The sequence below is a fragment of the Acidovorax sp. ACV01 genome (assembly GCF_014851495.1).
Classification (GTDB): domain Bacteria; phylum Pseudomonadota; class Gammaproteobacteria; order Burkholderiales; family Burkholderiaceae_C; genus Acidovorax; species Acidovorax radicis.
The window spans coordinates 845,420-864,337 of the sequence record NZ_JACUZT010000001.1; the positions used below are offsets into that span (position 1 = coordinate 845,420).

19 protein-coding genes and 1 pseudogene are annotated in these 18,918 nt (G+C 60.3%); 4 read left to right on the top strand and 16 right to left on the bottom strand.

Translation table 11 applies throughout. The features are described from left to right. Positions 1-15 precede the first annotated feature (15 nt). Together IB243_RS03890 and IB243_RS03895 are read right to left on the bottom strand one after the other, a co-directional pair. Positions 16-1,887: a hypothetical protein gene (locus IB243_RS03890; RefSeq protein ID WP_225584685.1), complete on the bottom strand. Its 1,872-nt coding sequence runs from the start codon at positions 1,885-1,887 to the stop codon at positions 16-18. Positions 1,888-1,967: 80 nt separating this feature from the next. Beyond that, positions 1,968-2,714, bottom strand: coding sequence for a hypothetical protein (locus tag IB243_RS03895; RefSeq protein WP_192425078.1), 747 nt, complete (start codon positions 2,712-2,714; stop codon positions 1,968-1,970). A 510-nt stretch (positions 2,715-3,224) separates the two neighbouring features. On the opposite strand from IB243_RS03895, the gene IB243_RS03900 reads away from it, so the two are divergent. Beyond that, entirely contained in the window at positions 3,225-3,689 is a 465-nt protein-coding gene (locus tag IB243_RS03900) for a hypothetical protein (RefSeq protein WP_192425080.1), read from the top strand. A 39-nt stretch (positions 3,690-3,728) separates the two neighbouring features. On the opposite strand, the gene IB243_RS03905 is transcribed toward IB243_RS03900, so the two are convergent. Then, positions 3,729-4,739, bottom strand: a complete 1,011-nt coding sequence (locus IB243_RS03905; RefSeq protein WP_192425082.1) for a DNA-binding protein — start codon at positions 4,737-4,739, stop codon at positions 3,729-3,731. Between the two features lie 129 nt (positions 4,740-4,868). On the opposite strand from IB243_RS03905, the gene IB243_RS03910 reads away from it, so the two are divergent. The 3 genes from IB243_RS03910 to IB243_RS03920 all read left to right on the top strand — a co-directional run bounded on the left by IB243_RS03910 (position 4,869) and on the right by IB243_RS03920 (position 6,833). Further along, the gene (locus IB243_RS03910; RefSeq protein ID WP_192425084.1) at positions 4,869-5,921 is read left to right on the top strand and encodes a site-specific integrase; all 1,053 of its coding nucleotides are present in this window, start codon (positions 4,869-4,871) and stop codon (positions 5,919-5,921) included. Between the two features lie 132 nt (positions 5,922-6,053). Then, on the top strand, positions 6,054-6,416 hold the full coding sequence (locus IB243_RS03915; protein ID WP_192425086.1) for a VOC family protein: 363 nt from the start codon (positions 6,054-6,056) through the stop codon (positions 6,414-6,416). A gap of 72 nt (positions 6,417-6,488) precedes the next feature. After that, positions 6,489-6,833 carry a VOC family protein gene (locus IB243_RS03920; RefSeq protein WP_192425088.1) on the top strand — a complete coding sequence of 115 codons (345 nt, stop codon included), beginning with the start codon at positions 6,489-6,491 and terminating at the stop codon, positions 6,831-6,833. Positions 6,834-6,913: 80 nt separating this feature from the next. Here the strand turns inward: IB243_RS03920 and IB243_RS03925 are convergent, their stop codons facing one another. From IB243_RS03925 to IB243_RS03985, 13 genes and pseudogenes are all read right to left on the bottom strand, one after another. Next, positions 6,914-7,234 carry a hypothetical protein gene (locus IB243_RS03925; RefSeq protein WP_192425091.1) on the bottom strand — a complete coding sequence of 107 codons (321 nt, stop codon included), beginning with the start codon at positions 7,232-7,234 and terminating at the stop codon, positions 6,914-6,916. Positions 7,235-7,290: 56 nt separating this feature from the next. Then, complete coding sequence (locus tag IB243_RS03930; protein ID WP_057271056.1) at positions 7,291-7,593, bottom strand: YciI family protein; 303 nt, start codon at positions 7,591-7,593, stop codon at positions 7,291-7,293. A 356-nt stretch (positions 7,594-7,949) separates the two neighbouring features. Beyond that, positions 7,950-8,183 (bottom strand): annotated as a pseudogene (locus tag IB243_RS27055) (PAS domain-containing protein); the annotation flags it as partial. After that, positions 8,180-8,812 (bottom strand): response regulator transcription factor, encoded by a 633-nt coding sequence (locus tag IB243_RS03940; protein WP_192425400.1) that lies wholly within the window; start codon positions 8,810-8,812, stop codon positions 8,180-8,182. The gene IB243_RS03940 and the pseudogene IB243_RS27055, both read right to left, overlap by 4 nt. 105 nt (positions 8,813-8,917) lie before the next feature. Further along, on the bottom strand, positions 8,918-9,298 hold the full coding sequence (locus IB243_RS03945) for a response regulator transcription factor (protein WP_192425095.1): 381 nt from the start codon (positions 9,296-9,298) through the stop codon (positions 8,918-8,920). 5 nt (positions 9,299-9,303) lie between these two features. Beyond that, positions 9,304-10,374 carry a chemotaxis response regulator protein-glutamate methylesterase gene (locus IB243_RS03950; protein WP_192425097.1) on the bottom strand — a complete coding sequence of 357 codons (1,071 nt, stop codon included), beginning with the start codon at positions 10,372-10,374 and terminating at the stop codon, positions 9,304-9,306. Positions 10,375-10,386: 12 nt separating this feature from the next. Further along, on the bottom strand, positions 10,387-11,544 hold the full coding sequence (locus IB243_RS03955) for a methyl-accepting chemotaxis protein (protein WP_192425099.1): 1,158 nt from the start codon (positions 11,542-11,544) through the stop codon (positions 10,387-10,389). An 81-nt stretch (positions 11,545-11,625) separates the two neighbouring features. Next, a complete protein-coding gene (locus IB243_RS03960) occupies positions 11,626-13,116 on the bottom strand; it encodes a PAS domain-containing sensor histidine kinase (protein WP_192425101.1) in 1,491 nt (496 codons plus the stop codon). Then, positions 13,113-13,658 (bottom strand): chemotaxis protein CheD, encoded by a 546-nt coding sequence (locus tag IB243_RS03965; protein WP_192425103.1) that lies wholly within the window; start codon positions 13,656-13,658, stop codon positions 13,113-13,115. Before IB243_RS03965 ends, IB243_RS03960 begins: the two co-directional genes overlap by 4 nt. A gap of 16 nt (positions 13,659-13,674) precedes the next feature. Beyond that, on the bottom strand, positions 13,675-14,481 hold the full coding sequence (locus IB243_RS03970; RefSeq protein WP_192425105.1) for a protein-glutamate O-methyltransferase CheR: 807 nt from the start codon (positions 14,479-14,481) through the stop codon (positions 13,675-13,677). 3 nt (positions 14,482-14,484) lie between these two features. After that, positions 14,485-16,080 carry a methyl-accepting chemotaxis protein gene (locus tag IB243_RS03975; RefSeq protein ID WP_192425107.1) on the bottom strand — a complete coding sequence of 532 codons (1,596 nt, stop codon included), beginning with the start codon at positions 16,078-16,080 and terminating at the stop codon, positions 14,485-14,487. A 3-nt stretch (positions 16,081-16,083) separates the two neighbouring features. Next, positions 16,084-18,132, bottom strand: a complete 2,049-nt coding sequence (locus tag IB243_RS27345; protein WP_192425109.1) for a methyl-accepting chemotaxis protein — start codon at positions 18,130-18,132, stop codon at positions 16,084-16,086. A gap of 234 nt (positions 18,133-18,366) precedes the next feature. Further along, on the bottom strand, positions 18,367-18,915 hold the full coding sequence (locus IB243_RS03985) for a chemotaxis protein CheW (RefSeq protein WP_192425111.1): 549 nt from the start codon (positions 18,913-18,915) through the stop codon (positions 18,367-18,369). Between the last annotated feature and the right edge of the window lie 3 nt (positions 18,916-18,918).

Here is an 18,918-nt window from a genome sequence, read left to right on the forward strand (position 1 = left end):
ACCAATCAGTATTCGTCAACCCCATGAGGGCTTAGGCAGGTTCAGCAAGATGGGAACCGGCCGAATAGGCATCACATTGGTACTATCCGGTTTGGGCATGCCTAGGCGGGGCACGGTCGCGCCCGTCGTGCGAATTGCCTCAGCGAGCCGGGTCGCGTCCTCTGAGACTCGTTCAGGCCGATCCCTAGCAGAGGCCAACGCGGTACTAGCCAGGTGCTCGAGGAAGCACTCAACATAGTCGCCACCCCGGATGTCTGAGAGTTCGCGATCGTCGCGCATGCGGTTGATTTGCTTGCGTTGATCCCTTGAGTGCTTCGTGCGGCGCCAACCTCTCTCTCGAACGGTTAGTAGCCCGAGCCATGTACCGTCTTCAAGGAAGGCTTCAACCGTCCGCATGTCTTCTTCATGCACATGGAGAACAATTGGTCTACCGATCAAAGCAAACTGCGATGCCAGCTCTGGGCTGGTGTAGGTTGCCTTATCAACTTGCACATAAGGCCTCTTCAGCTTCCCTGCCGCGCAGGACCCGCGTACGGTGTGCGTTTCGATCTCAACTCCAAGCCGAGGCGTCAACAACGTTGGAGGAATTCGTGGACGCGGTACGAACCGCTGACGGTGTCGGTCAAAGCAATCTCGCAGCACTTCAAGTGGTGACCGGTACCCCAGTCCTGGTTGGGCTTTTGCGTTGTACTCGGCAATTGCAACGTCTAAGAGATCTAGAAGCTGTTGCCACGTTACTTTGAGCTTTACGGCGGCGGAGGCACCATCAGTCCTCCTAGGATCAGCTGGACCAGAGCCCACTGACGTGGGCAACCGATGCAAACCGAAACGTTCCAACAAACCAAAAAAGCGTTCAACTACGTCGTTGTGGTACCAAGCCCCAACCGCACTCCAGCTCACTGCGCAACCAAACCGACGTCGCACCCTGTGTACTATTCGATTCGCGAAGCTCTGCGCGGCGCTGTCCATTCGCAAAGCTGCTGGTGCAAATACGAATCCATCGACGCAGCCCATTGGGAAGCCGGCACCTTCCTTGTAGCGCACGGTACCCATGTTCAGTGTTCGGGGCTGCCAGGGCTTGGTTGCCATGTCCAAGGCCAGTTCAATTTGTGACGAGGTGGGCTCCGTCCGAAATGAAGCTGCGTATCCACAAACTGCACGAGATTCGAAGTCAACGACGACGTAGATCCACAGGCGGCTGATTGGGACCAACTGTGGGCCGGCAGGCCCTTCGATCTCGATCATTCCAAAACAGTCGACGTGATGCGCATCTGCTCCCACTAGATCTAATGGTGCCCTGATCAGATCGAAGGAGTGCAGACCGTTGCCCACCTGACCAGATGTTTTTGCCACCTGCCCCACTGCCAATGATCGAGCCTTAGCGTCATTGGCGATCATGTTTGTGACGTAGCGCTCTACCGACCGTCGGGCGAAGCTTTTCTGGTTGCGAGGGTACTGGTCAGGTGGGGTGCAACTCTCTACCAAATCGACAAACTTCTTCCAAATCGCCTTATGTAGCGTAAAAGCTGCCCGCGCTTTTCCCTGGCCGATGCCTTTCCGAATGGCCTCATCCAGAGCTTTTTTTATAGATAGGTTTTCGTCTAGGAATCGTTGGAAGGCTCCGCTCGCCCCGAGGCGACTGGCGTTGGGCCCTTGGGGGAGCGGACTAGTGCGTGCGTAGCCGGAGAGTCTCAGTCGATGTATCAGCCCCGCCCAGCCGACGATGCCACCATCAGAGTGAGGCATGAGGCATCGGTTCACTTGATCTAACAGCGCATCCTCCGACATCTTGGCTGTCTTCGCAGCCTCCCTGAGCTTGCCATTTCGCAGGTAGCTTTCGACAGCAGGCATAAGGCGCTCAAAACGCGCTAGGTCGTCAAAGGCCATACCACTTACATCCACTTCCGGCCACTTCCATGTGTCACGCATCTCTGGCGAGATAGTCTTGAAAGTGAGGCGCCTGCGATTCATACGGAACCTTGTTTTTCGGAGAAAAATGTGCGCATTGAGAAGGGCACATCGAAAAGGTTGCTGCTATATGCGCCAGCCTGCATGGAACGGAATATCGCAACTCCGTAGAGATCGTCTCGGTCCGTACCTTTACCGAGCCCAAGCACTTCTTGGAACTCCACCCGTTTCTTAGAACGGATCAAAGCAGCCACCTCTAATTGCTCCTCGGTCAAGGCCCAATCACGGCCTGCTGCAAGCCAGGCAGCTACAGAGTGCCAATTCCGAATCCGCTGTGGCGCGGCAAGCATGTCCTCATGGGTAAGAATTTCCACACGTGGTGTTGGCGCACCATCTGGCATGTCGCAGTTCTGAAGGAGGACTTGCAATTGGCTTTGTCTGGAGCGTGCACTTTCCGTTTTATTGGCTGAGCACACATGGCGCCATACCACATCACTATTTGCCACCAGGATCTCAGCATTAATGTATTCTACGAAACTTCTGCCAACGGCTCGCTGCACCTTTAATTCTGGCGTGCAATCAACCTGAATAACGTCAAACGATGATTCGACGTAGAGAAAGTGTAGGTAATCAATTTCTGACCCAAATGCAATATCGCGGCGAGCCTTGGCGCTGTATTGATACCAGATTTTTCCAGTTGAATGTCCTCGTGCTTTATAGGCATCCGCGAGCTGGCTTCTCATTCGAACACCTAGTCTTGTGCTGGTACTTGCCTTAGAAGAAAACTCGTCAGTACGGTACTTCATCGCGCCTCCTGCAAAATTCATTTCGTAGCGCAAAGGGTGATAATTTTCACAGCGTCATAGTAGTGTGATTTCTGCACGCAATGCGCTATAGCGCGCATGTAGTTCCTGTCTCAGCTAGATATCCTTCAGCATATCCAATTAGAGGTAAGCTGTACACAACAAAGGCATCCATGTCAGCCTCTGGGTATTATTAATTTCATTGATCCGTGCCTTCCTCAAACGCGCCCGGCTATCAAATTAAGGGTTAACCCTCAAATAAATATATATTTGCAAAGTGACTGAGTGCAAATATGCTATGTGCGGCTAGAAATTAATTGCATATATGCACTTTTTTGCTTCTTTATGCTAATTTCGCTACCGCATGTAATCGTTTGAATTAAGCAACAATATCGCGTTTCGCGAGCATATTTCCGGATCGAACACGGCAATAGTGTGGTAAAAGCAACTGGTCCGACATCCTCTCGAACGCTAGCTGACTCTCCGCACTGCCCCAAGAGCTCGCAAGAACATATGAATAAGGTTGCCACCCTGGTACCTAATAACAATTTTCAATATGCTGCGACTGTTTCGTCGGGTCCCTACACGTCAGCCGCCGAGTCGGCCGCGTTTCTAAGTGCTGGTGAAAAATTCCGCCGAGATCGAATGGAAGCTGCCGACATGATCTCAACTGACGAAGCAGCTAGCCTGCTTGGCGTTAGCCTGGTGAGGGTCAACGCCTGGGTCGAGTCGCAGCGCTGCATAGGAATTTCGATTCCAGACGGCGGGTATAGACTGCCGCGTTGGCAGTTTGAACACCAAATGTGGCCTATGCTGCAGCTTGTGGCTTCGGCTCTTGGAGCCGCAGATGGCTGGCAGGTGCTCGCCTTTCTAGAGGCGCCAGCGCTGGGTTTGGACGGCCAGACCCCACGTTCTGCAATTGAACAAGGCGTACCTGCGGAACGCATCTTGGCAATCGCGGCCGCCGAATCTCACTGATTGAGTTCGCTCCATGTACCCCACAACTCTTGTCCACGATTAAGCTGAGTGGTTGCTAGTTCTAGTTCGCGTTTTGCGGGTTTTGGCGGTGGGCTGCACCGGTTCATTGCTCGGGATCGTTGGCAAACGATCGCGCAGTTCGCTGAGGACGGCGAACATCTCATTACTGCGCCGCTCTAGCTTTGCCCGCAGGTCTTTCGTCTCATCTCTGGCGGCCTGCAGGTCTGTGACCAAACTTGCTCTCTCAGCCTGCAGTGTCCCCACGAGGGCCTCCAGCTCCCGAACTTTCTCCAGCGAGGCCGACAAGGACTTGGCAGATTCACGGGCGTCGCCCTCCAATTTGAGCGCCAGCCGCTTAGATTCTTGGCGCGCTCGATCCACCTCTGCATTGAGTCTGCGTTCCTGAGCCTGAGCACGCTCTTCCAGGCGCGTGCGTTCGCCCCGGTGTTCAACTTCCTTTGCTTCCTGGCGCCGACGCTCTGCATCCGCTGCCAAGCGAAGTTGCTTGCTCTCAGAGCGTGACGCGGCCAGCATTTCCTGGTTTCCCGCAAGTTGCTGCTGCAGTTCCTGGACCAGACGGCCCATTTCGGCGATCTGCGCATCCCTGGCCTGCATAGCCAAGTCATAAGCTTCGCTGCGATCGACCAACCGCTGTGTTTCCTGTACCAGGACGTCTTGCGCATGGCGTAGCGCCTCAGCTCGCACGCTCAGCTCTTTGCGAGCTTCGGTGAATTGAGCCGTCACACGCTCATCAGCATGCTGGAGGGCCCTGCCCCAGATGGCTTTTGCAGCCCTGACAACTGGGGCGGGCAAGGGGACTTCGGCGCGATCGTCTTGCTCAACTGCATCTACCGGCGACTGCAGCCGCTTGGCCAGAGAGCCATACCAACCATCAAGCATCGGCCCCACTGTATTTGGGGAGCCACGGCCGAGCTGTTGGCGCACGCGCTCAATCGTCGGCCGTTCGCCCAAGCTGAGGACGGCGTCTGCGGCTGCCCAAACCTCATCCGTTTGCACACCGCGCGGACCTCGAACAATTTTTGACTGCATCGCCCTACTCCATCCAATTTTTACCTACGATAATCGATGCTTATCGCGATCTATCATCATAATTAGTTGTAAACAATACATCATATGTATTGTTTGTGGAAATATTCCTGTCCCGACCTTGGTTTTGACATGCGCCTGCCATCTCTGAGAAATGTTCCCTCGCTGGAGCCGTCTTCCCTGTCGCAGGTGACTGCGCAGGCCGTGGAAGAATTGATGCGCGAGGGAGAGTCCGCGAACACGCTGGCGAGCTACCGCTCCGCGCTGCGCTACTGGGCTGCTTGGTTTGGGGTTCGGTATGGGCAGGCCATCACGTTGCCACTCCCGGCGAACGCCGTCCTGCAGTTCATCGTGGATCACGCGCAGCGAACGACCGCCGATGGCCTGGCTCACGAGCTACCGCCTGCAATTGACCAAGCGCTGGTGGATGCGGGATTCAAAGGCAAGCCAGGCCCGATGGCGCTCAACACCTTGATCCACCGGATTGCTGTGCTGTCCAAGGCTCACCAGCTCCGAGAGTTGAAAAACCCGTGCCAGGATCCCAAAGTCCGCGAGTTGTTGGCCAAGACACGCCGGGCCTACGGTAAACGTGGCGCTCTTCCTCAGAAGAAGGATGCACTGACCAAGGACCCATTGATAGCCATCCTGGACACCTGTGATGAATCACTCAAGGGCATCCGTGACCGCGCCCTCCTCCTCTTTGCCTGGGCATCGGGCGGTCGCCGCCGGTCCGAAGTGACGAGCGCAACGATGAAGAGTCTTCACCGCTTGGGGCCAGGCAGCTTCACCTACACCCTCGCCTACTCGAAGAGCAACCAGACTGCGGCCGATCGGCCGGAGAATGTGAAACCGCTGGAGGGCATTGCGGGTGAAGCTCTGCAGGCTTGGTTGACAGCTTCGGGCATCGTGGACGGTGCAGTATTCAGACAGGTCAGGAAAGGCGGTCACCTTGGTGAACCCCTCTCCCCTGCCGCCGTGAGAGATATTGTTCGCGAGCGCGCAAAACTTGCGGGGTTGCCGGAGGTGTTTTCTGCGCACTCGCTGAGGTCTGGATTTGTTACCGAGGCTGCAGTGCAGAAGGTTCCGCTTGCGGACACCATGGCGATGACCGGCCATCGAAGTGTGGCCAGCGTTGTGGGGTACTACCGCCCGTCCAAGGACAATCCCGCCGCCAAGCTGCTTTGATACCCCAAGGCAGCCCACTCGACGGCTGCATAGCAGCGGTTACTGTCATCCACGCTTCGTCGTTGAACGCGTACTGTCGGCCAGGAGCGGAAGGTCAATACACTTCCGCGCTCAACAAGACATCTGATCTTCATGACTATCGCACTTAGCACCGTCATCGTCTATGCGAAGGACATGCATCGCACCGCCCTGTTTTACAGCGAAAACTTTGGCTACGAGACGAGCGGCGAAGTCAGTGAGGGACTTATCGAGCTTCGCCCGATTGCGGGCGGCGCCGAGATACTGATCCATCAAGCCGCCAAAAGTCTCAGGCTTGGCTCCGCCGCCATGAAGATGTCATTTGCGGTGACGGATGTGCAAAAGTTCGTCGAGGCCGCCAGGGCAAAGGGCGTTGTCTTTGGGGCCATCCATCAAGCAAACGGCTACGCATTCGCCAACACAAAAGATCCTGATGGGAACTCGGTCAGCGTTTCAAGCCGCAAGTTTCGCGATTGACCGCGTTGGGTCTGCTAGCTTCCTTCAACGTGGGGCAGAATTTGGCGTCGGACATTGCTTCTTGGAGTGAACATGAGTTTGTCTATTTTGTTGCGATGCTTTGATATCGAGCGGACGAAAAACTTCTACGAATCTGTGCTTAGATTCAGCACCGCCTCGACTGCCGACAGCACGATCACCGTCTCAAAGTATGGCGCCCGCCTCATTTTCACGGACCGAGATTTGTGGCGCACAAATCCCATCTTTTCAGGAACGATTTACCTCGCAGTCGCGGATGTGGACCGATATTTTTCTGTCATCAAAGACAAAACGTCCGTTGCCTGGCCTCTACAGGACATGCCCTATGGAAGCAGAGAATTTGCCGTCACCGATTGCAATGGGTATCTGATCGCGTTTCAACAGGCCTCGGGCGGGTAAGAGACCGAAATTCCGCCCATACCTGCCGTACGTTCCTATGAAACGCCAGATGCGCGACTATGGTTCATATCGCGGCCGCATCAAACGTCCGAATCTTCGTTTTTGAGCAGATGTAGCCGCTCTGCAAAATCGATGGTCCAACTGAGTCCGAACAGGAACAGCCGAAAAGTGAGCGCGAATGCAGCCAACATACAGAGTGGTGCGCTAATCAACGCCAGTCCCAAGCTTGGAGTGCTCAACCTACCCACTATCCAATACAAACCAAAGTAGCCATACCAAAGAACTGCGCAGAGAATCAATATCTGTAACACGGCGACCGTCGAGACGAGAAGGATTCGCATGCTGAATTTTTTCCTATAGGGCAAGGCGGCGAACATCCGCTCCTGGCCGATGACAGCCATCGCATCAGCGGCAGCCAGGGCCCCAAAGCGGCCCCCGTATTGCGGCACCTGTACCACTAGGTTTGGGGCAGCTCTCGGATCTCCACCGTGCCGCCAGCCTCGTATACTGGATTGCCTGCCAAAAACTCTTTGGCGCTTTCGAGGCTGGCTGCACGCACTCGGATGAAGCCGCCGAGATCATTGTCGGTCGGTTGACCCGAATGATTTTTCCTGAGGCGCTCTCCACGTCCTATCGAGCTACCCCCATCGAATTGGCCGGTGCTGCGGAGCTTTGCAATGTACTGCGCCCAGCATTTCGAGTCGTCGGCGGCTTCCGTGTCGGGAGCGTCCTGATGCATCAAAAGTATGTATTCGTTCACTCGTGATCCTCTTAGTCCGTGTCAAGCATGCTCGATACTCGGCCGCTGCTGTAGATGACTGCTCTTGGAAGATAGTGCTCAGTTGCAGGCGGACACTGTATGACCGCAACCTGTTGATTTCCATGCAACCGTAACCCACCATTTCCATCTCGATCTGACCCACCCTGGTTCGTGAGCTTCACGCTCACGTTGTGGATAAGTTCTTGGCTATCCCAACTGGCGGATAGTGGCACCGGTGCGCTTGTCCAGTTTGATGTAGAGCTCAACTGCTCGGATTCTGTCTTCGTAGGAATACATGAACTACCTCCTGGTAGTCCAAGTTTTTGTCCGCACCCCCACTGGCTCAGATCTACTTCAGCGCGAACAATCCTGAACAATTCACTGGGCATTTTCTCCAGGTACTGCGATGGAGCGAGTCCAGCGAGTTGCTCAAAACGGGGATTGGCGTAGACGCAGCGCAGCGCCAGGTCGTACAGTGCAATGCCATCCGGCGAATGCTCCAGCACACAGCGTGCCACCTCTTTGGAGCCAAGCACCACTGCCACTGGCTCCTGTCGCTGCCCAGCATCGAAGGAATGGATTTCCGTCATTCCGTCAAACCCTGGCGCATGGCATAGCGGACAAGGTCGCTGACACTGTCAACCCCCAGTTTCTGCATCAACCGAAACTTGTGCGTGCTCACCGTCTTAGGAGAAAGCCGCAGCTCCTCCGCAATATCCACCAGGCCTCGGCCGTGCACGAGCGCGAGGAAAACCTGGTACTCGCGGTTGGACAAGCTGGAGTGCGGAGCCTCGTTGGACGTGCTCCCGCTCTCGAAGATCAGGCGTGTCGCCAAAGAGGGATCAATGAAATTGCCCCCGCTTCCCACCTTTCGGATAGCATCAATCAGAACTTCAGGTTCGCTGTCCTTGGTCAGATAGCCGCTGGCACCCGCCTTGATCGCCCGGGAAGCAATCTGCACGTCCGCATGCATTGAGAGCACGAGCACATGGACACGTGGCGCCTCACTGCGCACGCGCCGGATCAGCTCCACCCCACTGGGGCCCGGCATGCTCATGTCGAGCAGCAACACATCGAAGCCGCCCTGGCGCACACGCTCGATCACTTCCCATGCATTTTTGGCCTCATCCACCAGGCTCAGATCTGGCGTCGTCGCAAGCACCTGGCGCAATCCCTGCCGTACCAGTGCATGGTCGTCGGCGACCAAAATACGAACCATCATCTATCTCCTACTCTTGCTTATTTTTGGTCATCAGAACGCTCCGTTCCGGGAGCCGATACGGATTGAATTGCGCTGCAAAATTCTACGTAGTGCTCTGCCCCGTCAACCTGCTTGCCTCGCAGGCCGGCACAAGCGCCGCACCGTGTCAACGATTTCCTCACTGTCACAGCCTTTAACCAGGTACCTACTGGCACCGGCAACCAGGGCACGCTGAATCACCTGAAGCTCGCTGTGCATGCTCAAAACCACGATGGGCAGGCGTGCGTTAAACACATGGATCTTCTCGATCAGTTCCACCCCACTAAGACCGGGCATGCTCAAATCGATCAAGGCCAGGTCGATCCCACCACGCTCCACTGCCTGCAACGCTTCGTCACCGTCTACCGCTTCCGCAGCGACGACAACATCGTCGACCAGCTCGAACAACAGTCTCAACCCCTGGCGTACGGCTGCATGATCATCGGCGATCAACAAGTGGATCATGCTGCTTACCGTGCGCCGAACCGCGCGACCTCCAGCGAAATCGCGCCCAGCGGCACACTGCGCTGCGCCGCACCAAGCTTCACCGCCTCCTTGGGCATGCCGTAGACCACGCTGCTGGCCTCGTCTTGCGCCAATGTCGTGGCACCTGCATCCCGCATGGCCTTTAGTCCGCGGGCACCGTCATCGCCCATGCCGGTCATCAGCACGCCCAGGGCATTGGCACCTGCGTAGCGCGCAACAGAACGGAACAGCACATCGACCGAAGGCCGGTGGCGGTTAACTGGCGGGCCATCGAGCACCGCAACCTGGTACTGCGCGCCACTGCGCACGAGTTGCATGTGGTGCCCGCCTGGCGCAATCAGCACCCGCCCGGGCAGCACGCGGTCGCCACTCCTGGCCTCGCGCACCTCGACTTCGCAAACGGCATCCAGCCGTGCGGCAAACGCCGCAGTGAACTTCTCAGGCATGTGCTGCACCACCACAATGCCAGGACACACCCGCGGCAACGCACTCAACACCGCCTCCAGGGCCTGTGTACCGCCGGTCGAAGCCCCCAGTGCGACCACCTTGTCGGTGGTTTCGTGCATGGCGCGCATCTGCGTGTCGTGGGCCGGCCCCATCGGCAAGGCCGGGGGCACGGCAGCCACCGCAGCCGAGGGCAGCGGCCGGCGTACACGCGCCTGTGCGGCCGCCCGCACCGCACTGACGATATCTTCTCCGGAATCCAGCAAGAATTGTTTGAGCCCCAGACGGGGCTTGGTCACGATGCTCACGGCACCGGCTGACAGCGCCTCCATGGCCGTCGCGGTTCCCGCCTGGGTCAGCGTGGAGCAGATCACAACCGGTGTCGGCCGCATGGCCATGATCTTCTTCAGGAAGGTGATGCCGTCCATGCGCGGCATCTCCACGTCCAGCAGTACCACGTCTGGCCAGTCGCGCTGCATCTTGCCCAACGCGAACAGGGGGTCGGAGGCTACCGCCATCACTTCAATGCCCTGTGCAGCGCCGAGGACGGCGGCAACTACCTGCCGCACGGTAGCAGAGTCGTCGACGATGATCACGCGCACGGGCTTCATATCGCGGCCGCGTCAGAAGAACGTAATGTCGCTGGCGGCCGCCGCCGCGCCGGGCGCTGGTGTGCCGCCACCGTGCAGGCGCAATTGTTCAGGTGTCGTGTAGGTGCTGCGCAGCGCTTCAAGCCACGCAGTTGCGTCCATCGGATCAGCCACCTCGCCAGCCTGTCCACGCGCGACCGCGTCGGCCAGCACCATGTGCAGCCGCTCGGCATCCTGCATCACGTGGCACAGGATCTGGCTGACACGGTCCTGGAACTGCAGTTCGACCAGCACCTGAGCGATCTCGACGCGCAGGGTCTCGCTTTCGCGCTGCAGCAGCGCTGTGCTGCCGCTCAAGGAGCCCGTCACACGCTCAAACTCGCCCAGCACTTGCCCGATGGCGCTCTCGGACTGGGCGACCATCTGCACATCGTGCGCCACGTACCCCTGCACCGCCACCAGGATGGCCTGCATGGCAGCATCGACAGACTCGACACGTGCGGCAATCTGCCGGCCGGTGGCGGCCGACCGGTTGGACAGCATGCGCACTTCCTGCGCCACCACCGCAAAGCCCCGGCCGGCCTCGCCAGCGTGCGCCGCCTGGATCGCTGCATTGATGGCCAGCAGGTTGGTCTGGTGCGCGATGGAGGCGACCTCGGCGGCCATCTCCTTGAGCTCGCGCCCGACGCCGGCCAGCTGGTCGATGGTGCCGAGCACCTCGCTCTTGCCATCGGCCGAATTGCGGATTTCGGCAGCCAGGCCGCTCAGCGCCTCCCGGCTCGTGCCCAGCACCGACACCACCCCCTGCTCACCCACACCCTGGTGGGAAAGATCGGCAGTAGCCTCCAGGCGCTCGCAGATGGCGGAGAAGCGGGATGACAAGCCGACGATGGCTTGCTCGGTCTGCGCGCGCGAAGATTCGATCTGCGCGTTCCAGATCGGCAGCACCTGCAGGCACAGTTCTTCCAGCCCGACAATGCCAGGCGTTGCCACCGAGGCCTGTGGTGCGGGCGCGCTGCGCCAGGTCAACCACAGCGCCACGACGGCCAGCATCCCTGCGAGCAAAAACGAGGTCAAGGACGGACCCGTGCCCGCAGCCAGCAGCCCCGCCAGCAGTGCGCACAGCGGCGAAACCCATGCAGCTGCGCGCGGCACCGCTGAAACAATGTGATTGGAAACCTGGCTTCTCATACCCCGTACCTTCGGTCGGACGGCCTTTTCTGGAAATCGGGAACCATTGCAAATAAATTCAGGCTTATCCGATTCATCCTGTCAGGCTTCCCCTACACGGCGTAGCGGGCTCCAGGCAGCCCTCTGCGCGCCTTCGCCGGCCGCTTTGGCACGCAAGTTCTTCCCTCCCCCCATCGGAAAGGTGACGGAGATCGAGGTGCCGGCGTTGCAACTGCTGCGGATGTCCAGGTGGCCATGGAGCATCTGCGCCCGCTCGCGCAAGCCAAGCAGGCCGAAGGAGTCGGGTTTCTGCTGTGCGGGATCGAAGCCCCTGCCGTTGTCGCGCACGCTCAGCACGTACGCATCGCGGCGGCGCACCAACCCTATTTCCACCCGGCTCGCGTGCGCATGCCGGGTGATGTTGGTCAGCGACTCCTGGATCATGCGAAAGACAATGATGGTCTGGTCCGCGTCGATTTCGAGGGCGGCCTCATCAAGGGAGACGCGACAGGCAACCGCGGTGTGCCTGGTGAATTCGTCGCCAAGCCATTCCAGCGCGGAGCCGATCCCCATGTCCAGCACCGCCGGACGCAGGCTGGACACCAAGTCGCGCACGACCCAGATGACCCGGTCCACCAAGGTCAGCATGCTCTCGGCTATTTCTACCACGGCGGGGTTGTCCTGCCCAAATCGCATCCGAAGCACCGATATCTGCATCCGCAGCGCAGACAGGTACTGGCCCAGTTCATCGTGTAATTCGCGTGCGATGTGCTTGCGCTCCTCTTCCCGCGCCAAATCTGCATGCGCCGCCAGTTCACGCAATTGGACATGGGAGGCTTCCAGCCGGCGTTCAGCGTCCTTCAAGGGGGTGATGTTGCGGCCAATGGCGAGCGCACCGCAGACCACGCCTTCCAGGTCGGGTTCCGCCACCACGTGGAGCTGGTATTGCACGGCCTGCCCCTGGGTATCCCGCCACGCCACGCACAGCTGCATGGCGACACCGGTCTGCATCACCTTGCGCAGCACCGCCTTGCAGTCCTCCACCGGCAGGTCGCCCCACCACAGCGGGTCGTGCCCGGCTTGAAGCGCCTGGGGAGCTGCCATGCCGATTTCTCGTTCGTAGGCCGGGTTGACATACACGCGGCTGCAGTGCTGGTCGTAGCGCATGACGATGTCAGGCACGTGCTCCACCAGGGTGCGGAAGGCCTGTTCGCGCTGGCGCAACAGGCCTTCGGTCCGCCTGCGTTCAGTGATGTCGCGCGCCAGCGCGAGTTTGTAGTCGGCGCCCCGGTATTCGAAATAGCTGGCAGTGATCTCGACCGGAAACAGGCTCCCGTCCCGCTTGCGGTGTGTAGTCTCCATCGTGACGGGGCGTTGCGAGCGGAAGCTGGCCCAGGCAACAACCCAACGCGCCAGCGGCCAGTCCGGGTCAAGGTCCGCCACCGTGAGACCCAGCAGTTCTTCGCGTGCATAATCCAATGCACGGCAGGCTTCATCGTTCACATACTGAATGCGGCCATGCTGGTCTATCAGATAAACCGCCTCGTGCACCTGATTGAGCGCGAAATCCAGTAGTGCGAGACGTTGCTTCACAGATTCCTTTTCTGCGCTGCCGTCTCAGCCGCGGGGAGCCCCCCGCAGGCGCTCGGCGCCGAATGTTTGACCCAGGCGTGCCCGCTCCACAGATCGAGAAATACTTCGCGGTGGCCATCCCCCCCGACATGCTCAGCCTTGAGCTGGAAACCGTGGCGCTGCAGCAGCGCACGCCCGGCCACTACGTTCGCATCGGATACACGCAGGGCGGCACCGGTGCCTGGGCGCGCGGCGTGCGCAAACATGTTTCCCCCACCGAACAGCTTGGCCTCGAATTCGTGCACCGGTCGTCCCGTGGCCCGCACCTGCTCCGCAAGCACGGCCAGTGCCTCGTCTCCATAGCGCCCATCCGGCTGCGGCCCTCCCACCCCAGGCCGCGCGGCCAGCATGTAATGGCACATGCCGCCCACCAGCAAGTCCGGGTGCCAGAGCGTTGCCGCCACGCATGAACCCAGGATCGTGCGCACGCGCGTATGGCGGTCGCCGAACCACAGCTCCCCTGGCTGCAGGAAGATCTCGATGATGTGGGGCGGCTTCCTCACGCTGGATCAGACCCCGTCACGGTTTGCGGTACACCGAAGGCGCTTGCAGTTCCAATCCGTCGGCAATACCGTTGAGGCTTTCGGAATGCCCGATGATGAACGTGCCGCCCCTGCGCAGCTTCGCCAGGAGCCGGGACACAACCTGGCGCTTGGTCTCGGCCTGGAAATAGATCATCACATTGCGCAGGAAGATGACGTCGAACTCGCCTACCTCCGGCAATGTCTCGTTGAGGTTGATCTGTGCAAAATGCACACGCTGTCGAAGCGCGGGATCGATCAGGAACCACCCGTCCTGGGCACCCACGCCCTTGAGGCAATGGCTGCGCAGCATCGCTGGCGTCACGCCGCGCGCGCCCTGCAGCGGGTACAGGCCGCTGCGGGCCTTGTCCAGCACACGGGAGCTGATGTCCGAACCGAAAACCTCCCATGCGCGCTCGCCCCACTGCTCGCCCAGCAGCATGGCAAGGGTGTAGGGTTCTTCGCCGCTTGAGCAGGCAGCGCTCCAGACCCTGAGCGGTCGGCCCTGCGGATGCGCCGGCAGCACGCGATCACGCAGCCAGTCGAAGTGCTTGGGCTCGCGATAGAAGTAGGTCTCATTGGTAGTGAGCAGGTCTATCGCCATCTGCATTTCGTCGTCGCGCGTGGACAGCAGCCTGTAATAGTCTGCGTAGGTGGACAGGCCATGGTGCTTCAGACGCTTGGCCAGGCGGCCCGCCACCAGTGCCTTCTTGGATGCAGTCAGACTGATGCCTGCGCAGCGCAGGATCAGCTGCTGAAATCGGACAAATTCACCATCACTGATGGTCATGATCGATGCATTCATGGATCAGCCGGTGCGCAACGCGATCTTGCTGCCTGCCGGTGCCTGCGCCGGCCGGGCCCGCCGGGCCGACACGTGCCCCGGCACCGTAGCCACACCCGCCGGTGGCACCGTGAAGTACCCGCTGAGCTGCTGGAGCTCTTTGGCCTGGGTGTCCATCTCGTCAGCGGTGGTGGCCAGTTCCTCATAGGTACCTGCGTTCTGCTGGGTCGCCGCATGCAGTTGCGCCATGGCCCTGGTGATCTGCTCCACCCCGACCGATTGCGCACGCGACGCACCGGCGATCTGCTGCACCAGCTCGGACGTCTGTTTGATAGTGGGCACCATGTTGTCCAGCAACACCCCGGCGCGTTCAGCCTTGGCCACCGATGCGCTGGCCAGGCCTCCGATCTCCTGTGCCGCCACCTGGCTACGTTCGGCGAGCTTGCGCACCTCCAACGCCACCACGGCAAAGCTCCTGCCGTTTTGCCCTGCGCGCGCCGCCTCAATCGCCGCGTTCAAGGCCAGCAGATTGGTCTGGTAGGCGATGTCGTCGATGACGCTGACTTTGGCGGCAATCTGCTGCATTGCCTCGACCGTGTCACGGACCGCTGCGCCGCCCTCGGCAGCTTCTTGCGCGGCCCGTGCAGCAATCTCGTCAGTGACCCGGGCGTTGTCGGAGTTCTGGTGGATGCTGGCCAGCATCTCGTGCACCGCCGTGCTGGTCTCATCTGCCTGGCCCACCTGGGCCAGCGACGAGCCCGACAGGGACTGGGCCGTTATTGACAGTTGCTCAGAGGCATGGGACAACGCCTGCTCCGAGGTGCGCGCCTGGCCAATGACCTGCGACAGCTTTGTCACCATCTGCTGCAATGCGAGCAGCAGTTGCCCCACTTCATCTCGGCCACCCGTGCGCAGCTTCACCGTCAGGTCCCCATCGGCGACGCGGCGGCAGACCGCTACCGCGCTGGCCAGCGGGCCCACGATGCTGCGTGTCAGAAGATGCGCAGCAACCAGGGCGATCGCAATGGCCAGCAGCGTCGTCAACAGCAACGACCTGCGCACGGTACCCACTTCGGTGCGATGCGCCTGCGTCGTACGCTCGAATTTGCGCTCCTCCCAGAGGATGCTGGCGTTGACGGCGTCGACGTACCGTCTTTGCAGCGGCAATGCCTTCGAGGTCAGCAGGGTCTGGGCTTCGTCGCGTTTGCCTGCCAGAAGCAGGCCCAGGCCGACCCGAAAACTGGCCTGCAGCGCCTTGCGCGCCTCCACCATGTCCTCCAGCAGCACCCTTTCTTCATCGCTTTTCATGCTCTGTTCGAGCGCCTGGTAATAGCCGTCGACCGCCTTGGTGCGTTCGCCCAGACGCGCCGCCACCTCCCGGATCTCCCGGGGATCGTTCACATACATCAAGGCAAACGCCTCTTCCGTGCTTTCATGGACGTTCGTGATGATCTGGTGCGACAGCTTGACTTTGGGCCACTGGTCGCCAGCGAAGGTCTCAACGTTGCGCTCCAGTCCATTCATCGCCGACCAGATCAGCGTTGCACCCGTGGCCAGCAGCAGCACAAAAACCAAGGCCCCACAGTAGAGCTTGACGCTCAGCTTGATGTTGTCGAGCATGGGTTATCGACTCCTTGAAACAGGGGGGGCGCTTGCGCGCCAAGCAATCGACGGGGTTGCGGCTGGCGCCCCCGGGCTGGCTTGCCTGCGGGTGGCCTCGGCCACGGCCCAGGCCTGCTGCGATCCCGAGAGCTTGAATACCGCCATCGCCTCGACCAACTGGAGCGCCTGCGCCTTCAGGCCCTGTGCAGCGGCCGCACCTTGCTCCACCAGCGCGGCGTTTTGCTGGGTGGTTTGGTCCATCTGGTTGACGGCGGCTCCCACCTGCTCAACCCCTTTGGTCTGCTCGCTGCTGGCTGCACTGATCTCCCCCATGATGTCCGTCACGCGCTGGATCGCGCCGACGATCTCGCGCATCGTTTCGCCTGCCTGATCGACCAGTTCCGAGCCTTGTTCTACGCGCGTCACGCTGGCCGTGATCAGGCCCTTAATCTCCTTGGCCGCGTTGGCACTGCGCTGTGCCAGCCCTCGCACTTCGGCCGCCACCACGGCAAAGCCACGCCCTTGCTCGCCGGCCCGCGCAGCCTCCACCGCCGCATTGAGCGCGAGGATATTGGTCTGGAAAGCAATGCCATCGATCACCGCAATGATCTCGGCGATCTTCCTGGAACTGTCATTGATCCCCCGCATCGTGTCGACCACCTGCTCGACCACCACGCCACCTTTGACCGCCACACTGGAGGCGCCCAGCGCCAGCCGGTTGGCCTGCTGTGCGTTGTCGGCGTTCTGGCGCACTGCGGAGCCCAACTGCTCCATCGAGGAGGCGGTGCTCTCCAGCACGCTGGCCTGCCTTTCGGTGCGTGCGCTCAGGTCGTCGTTGGCCTGGGCGATTTCTGAGGAGGCAATCGAGACGCTCTCTGCATTGGCGCGCACGCCGCGCGCAATGGTCGCTAGGTTGGACTGCATCGCGCCCAGGGCCTGCAGCAGCTTGCCTACTTCGTCATTGGCACTGTGTGCAGGGATCTCCACGTTCAGATCTCCCTGCGCCACCGCCTGCGCCACGCCGATGGCCTGGCGCAGCGGGCCCGTGATGCTGCGTACCGTCCGGACCGCGAGCACGCCACCAACCCCCAGCAAGGCCGCCAGCGCTGCCAGCATCAGCGCCACGTCCCGCTGCCCGCCATCGCGCCTTGCCGTCAGCTCCGAGGAGAGCAGGTTGGTGGCGGTCACGTTGAAAGCAAACAGGCCATCGATCACCCGGGTGTAGGCCGCGATGTAGTCGGCTGCGGGATAGTTCAGTTCCGTCGTGTGCACCAGTTGCTTGTCGGTCAGCGCCAGCACCTGGTCGAGCTGGGGACGCAACATGGCCAGCGGCGCATCCAGCCCCGCCTTGAAGGTAGGACTGGCCGAACTGACTTTTTCGAAGGCACGAACCATTTTTGCAAAGCGCCCCACCACCTGCCCCGTCAGCCCGGACAGGGCCGCGCGGTCCTCGGGTTCGAGCTTGCCTTGCGACAGCATCAGTGCGCCACTGGCCCGCATCTGCCCCAGCAGTTCGGCCGTCTCCGGCAGATAGACCAGGGCACCCACGTGCAAATAGTAGGTTTCAAAGACCGGGTCCAGAGATATCTCGAAGTGATCAAGCAGTACGTCTTCGAACTGCAGGCAGACTCCCACCAATTGGGCGTGCAGCGCCAGGCTCTGCTCACCGCTGATGGACGCTTGCCCGACCTGGCTTTCCAGGATGCGCCACTGGTCCTTGGCCTGTTGCCATGCGGGCAGCAGCGCCGCCGGAACCTGCCCGGCCTTCAGATGGCCGTCCACCACCTCGATCGCGCGGTTCACTTCGGCGGCCTTTGCCTGGCGTGGCTCACGCATCGCTTGCTTGCCGCCCAGCACGCCGGATGACATACCACGGTGCTGCTGCGCCAGTTGCACCACCTTGAGCAGGGCTTCTATGGGTTCAATACCATGTGCCTCTTGCACGGCCTGGCGGGTCACCTCGAAGGACTTTTGCACGTACAGCGCGGTCGGAAGGCTGACCAGCGCCAGGGCGAGCAGTGCAAGCAGCGACAGCTTTCGGGACAATGACAAATGGCTCAGTAGGCTCATGCGTGCGTTCCATTCACATTGGCTTCATTTAAAAATCTTCAGTAGCGGCAAGCCGCAGCCGAGCAGGTGATTACTGCACCTACCCGATCACCGCCATGGCCTGGACCGACACTTCGGGCCAGCAGGGGCTGCGGTCGGCCGCCTTGGCTTCTTCGGCCCTCTTGGCAAACACCGGCGCGCAGGGATCCATTGCGAGGCGGCGCACCCTGGACTGCCAGGACGGGACAGCAGCACTCAGACAGGTTCGTGGAACGACGGTCGCGCGTCGCCCGCCGCGCCCGACAACGCGGCCATTTCCTCGACCGACAGCACCCGGTCCACGTCGAGCAGGATCGCAAAGCGGTCACCGATCTTTCCCATTCCGGCAATGAAGTCGGTGCGGATCTTGGCGCCGAACGCCGGGGCTGGCTCGATCTCGCTTGCGCTGATCTCCAGCACCGCGTTGACGGCATCCACCACAACGCCCAGTACGCGCGTGTCGTCTTCGACATGGGCTTCGACGATGACGATGCAGCTGCGGCGGGTGATCTCACTGCCCGCCCCCCCAAATCGCCTGGACAGGTCGATCACCGGCACCACGGCGCCGCGAAGGTTGATCACGCCGCGGATAAAGCCAGGCATCATCGGCACGCTGGTGAGCTGCCCGTACTCGATGATTTCCTTGATGTGCAGGATGCCGATGGCGAAGATCTCCCCGCCCAGCATGAAGGTGAGGTATTGGTTGCGCTCCTGGGCAGCGTCTTTCGCCGCTGCCTGGCCTGCTGCCTGGACCACTGCGTTCATGGC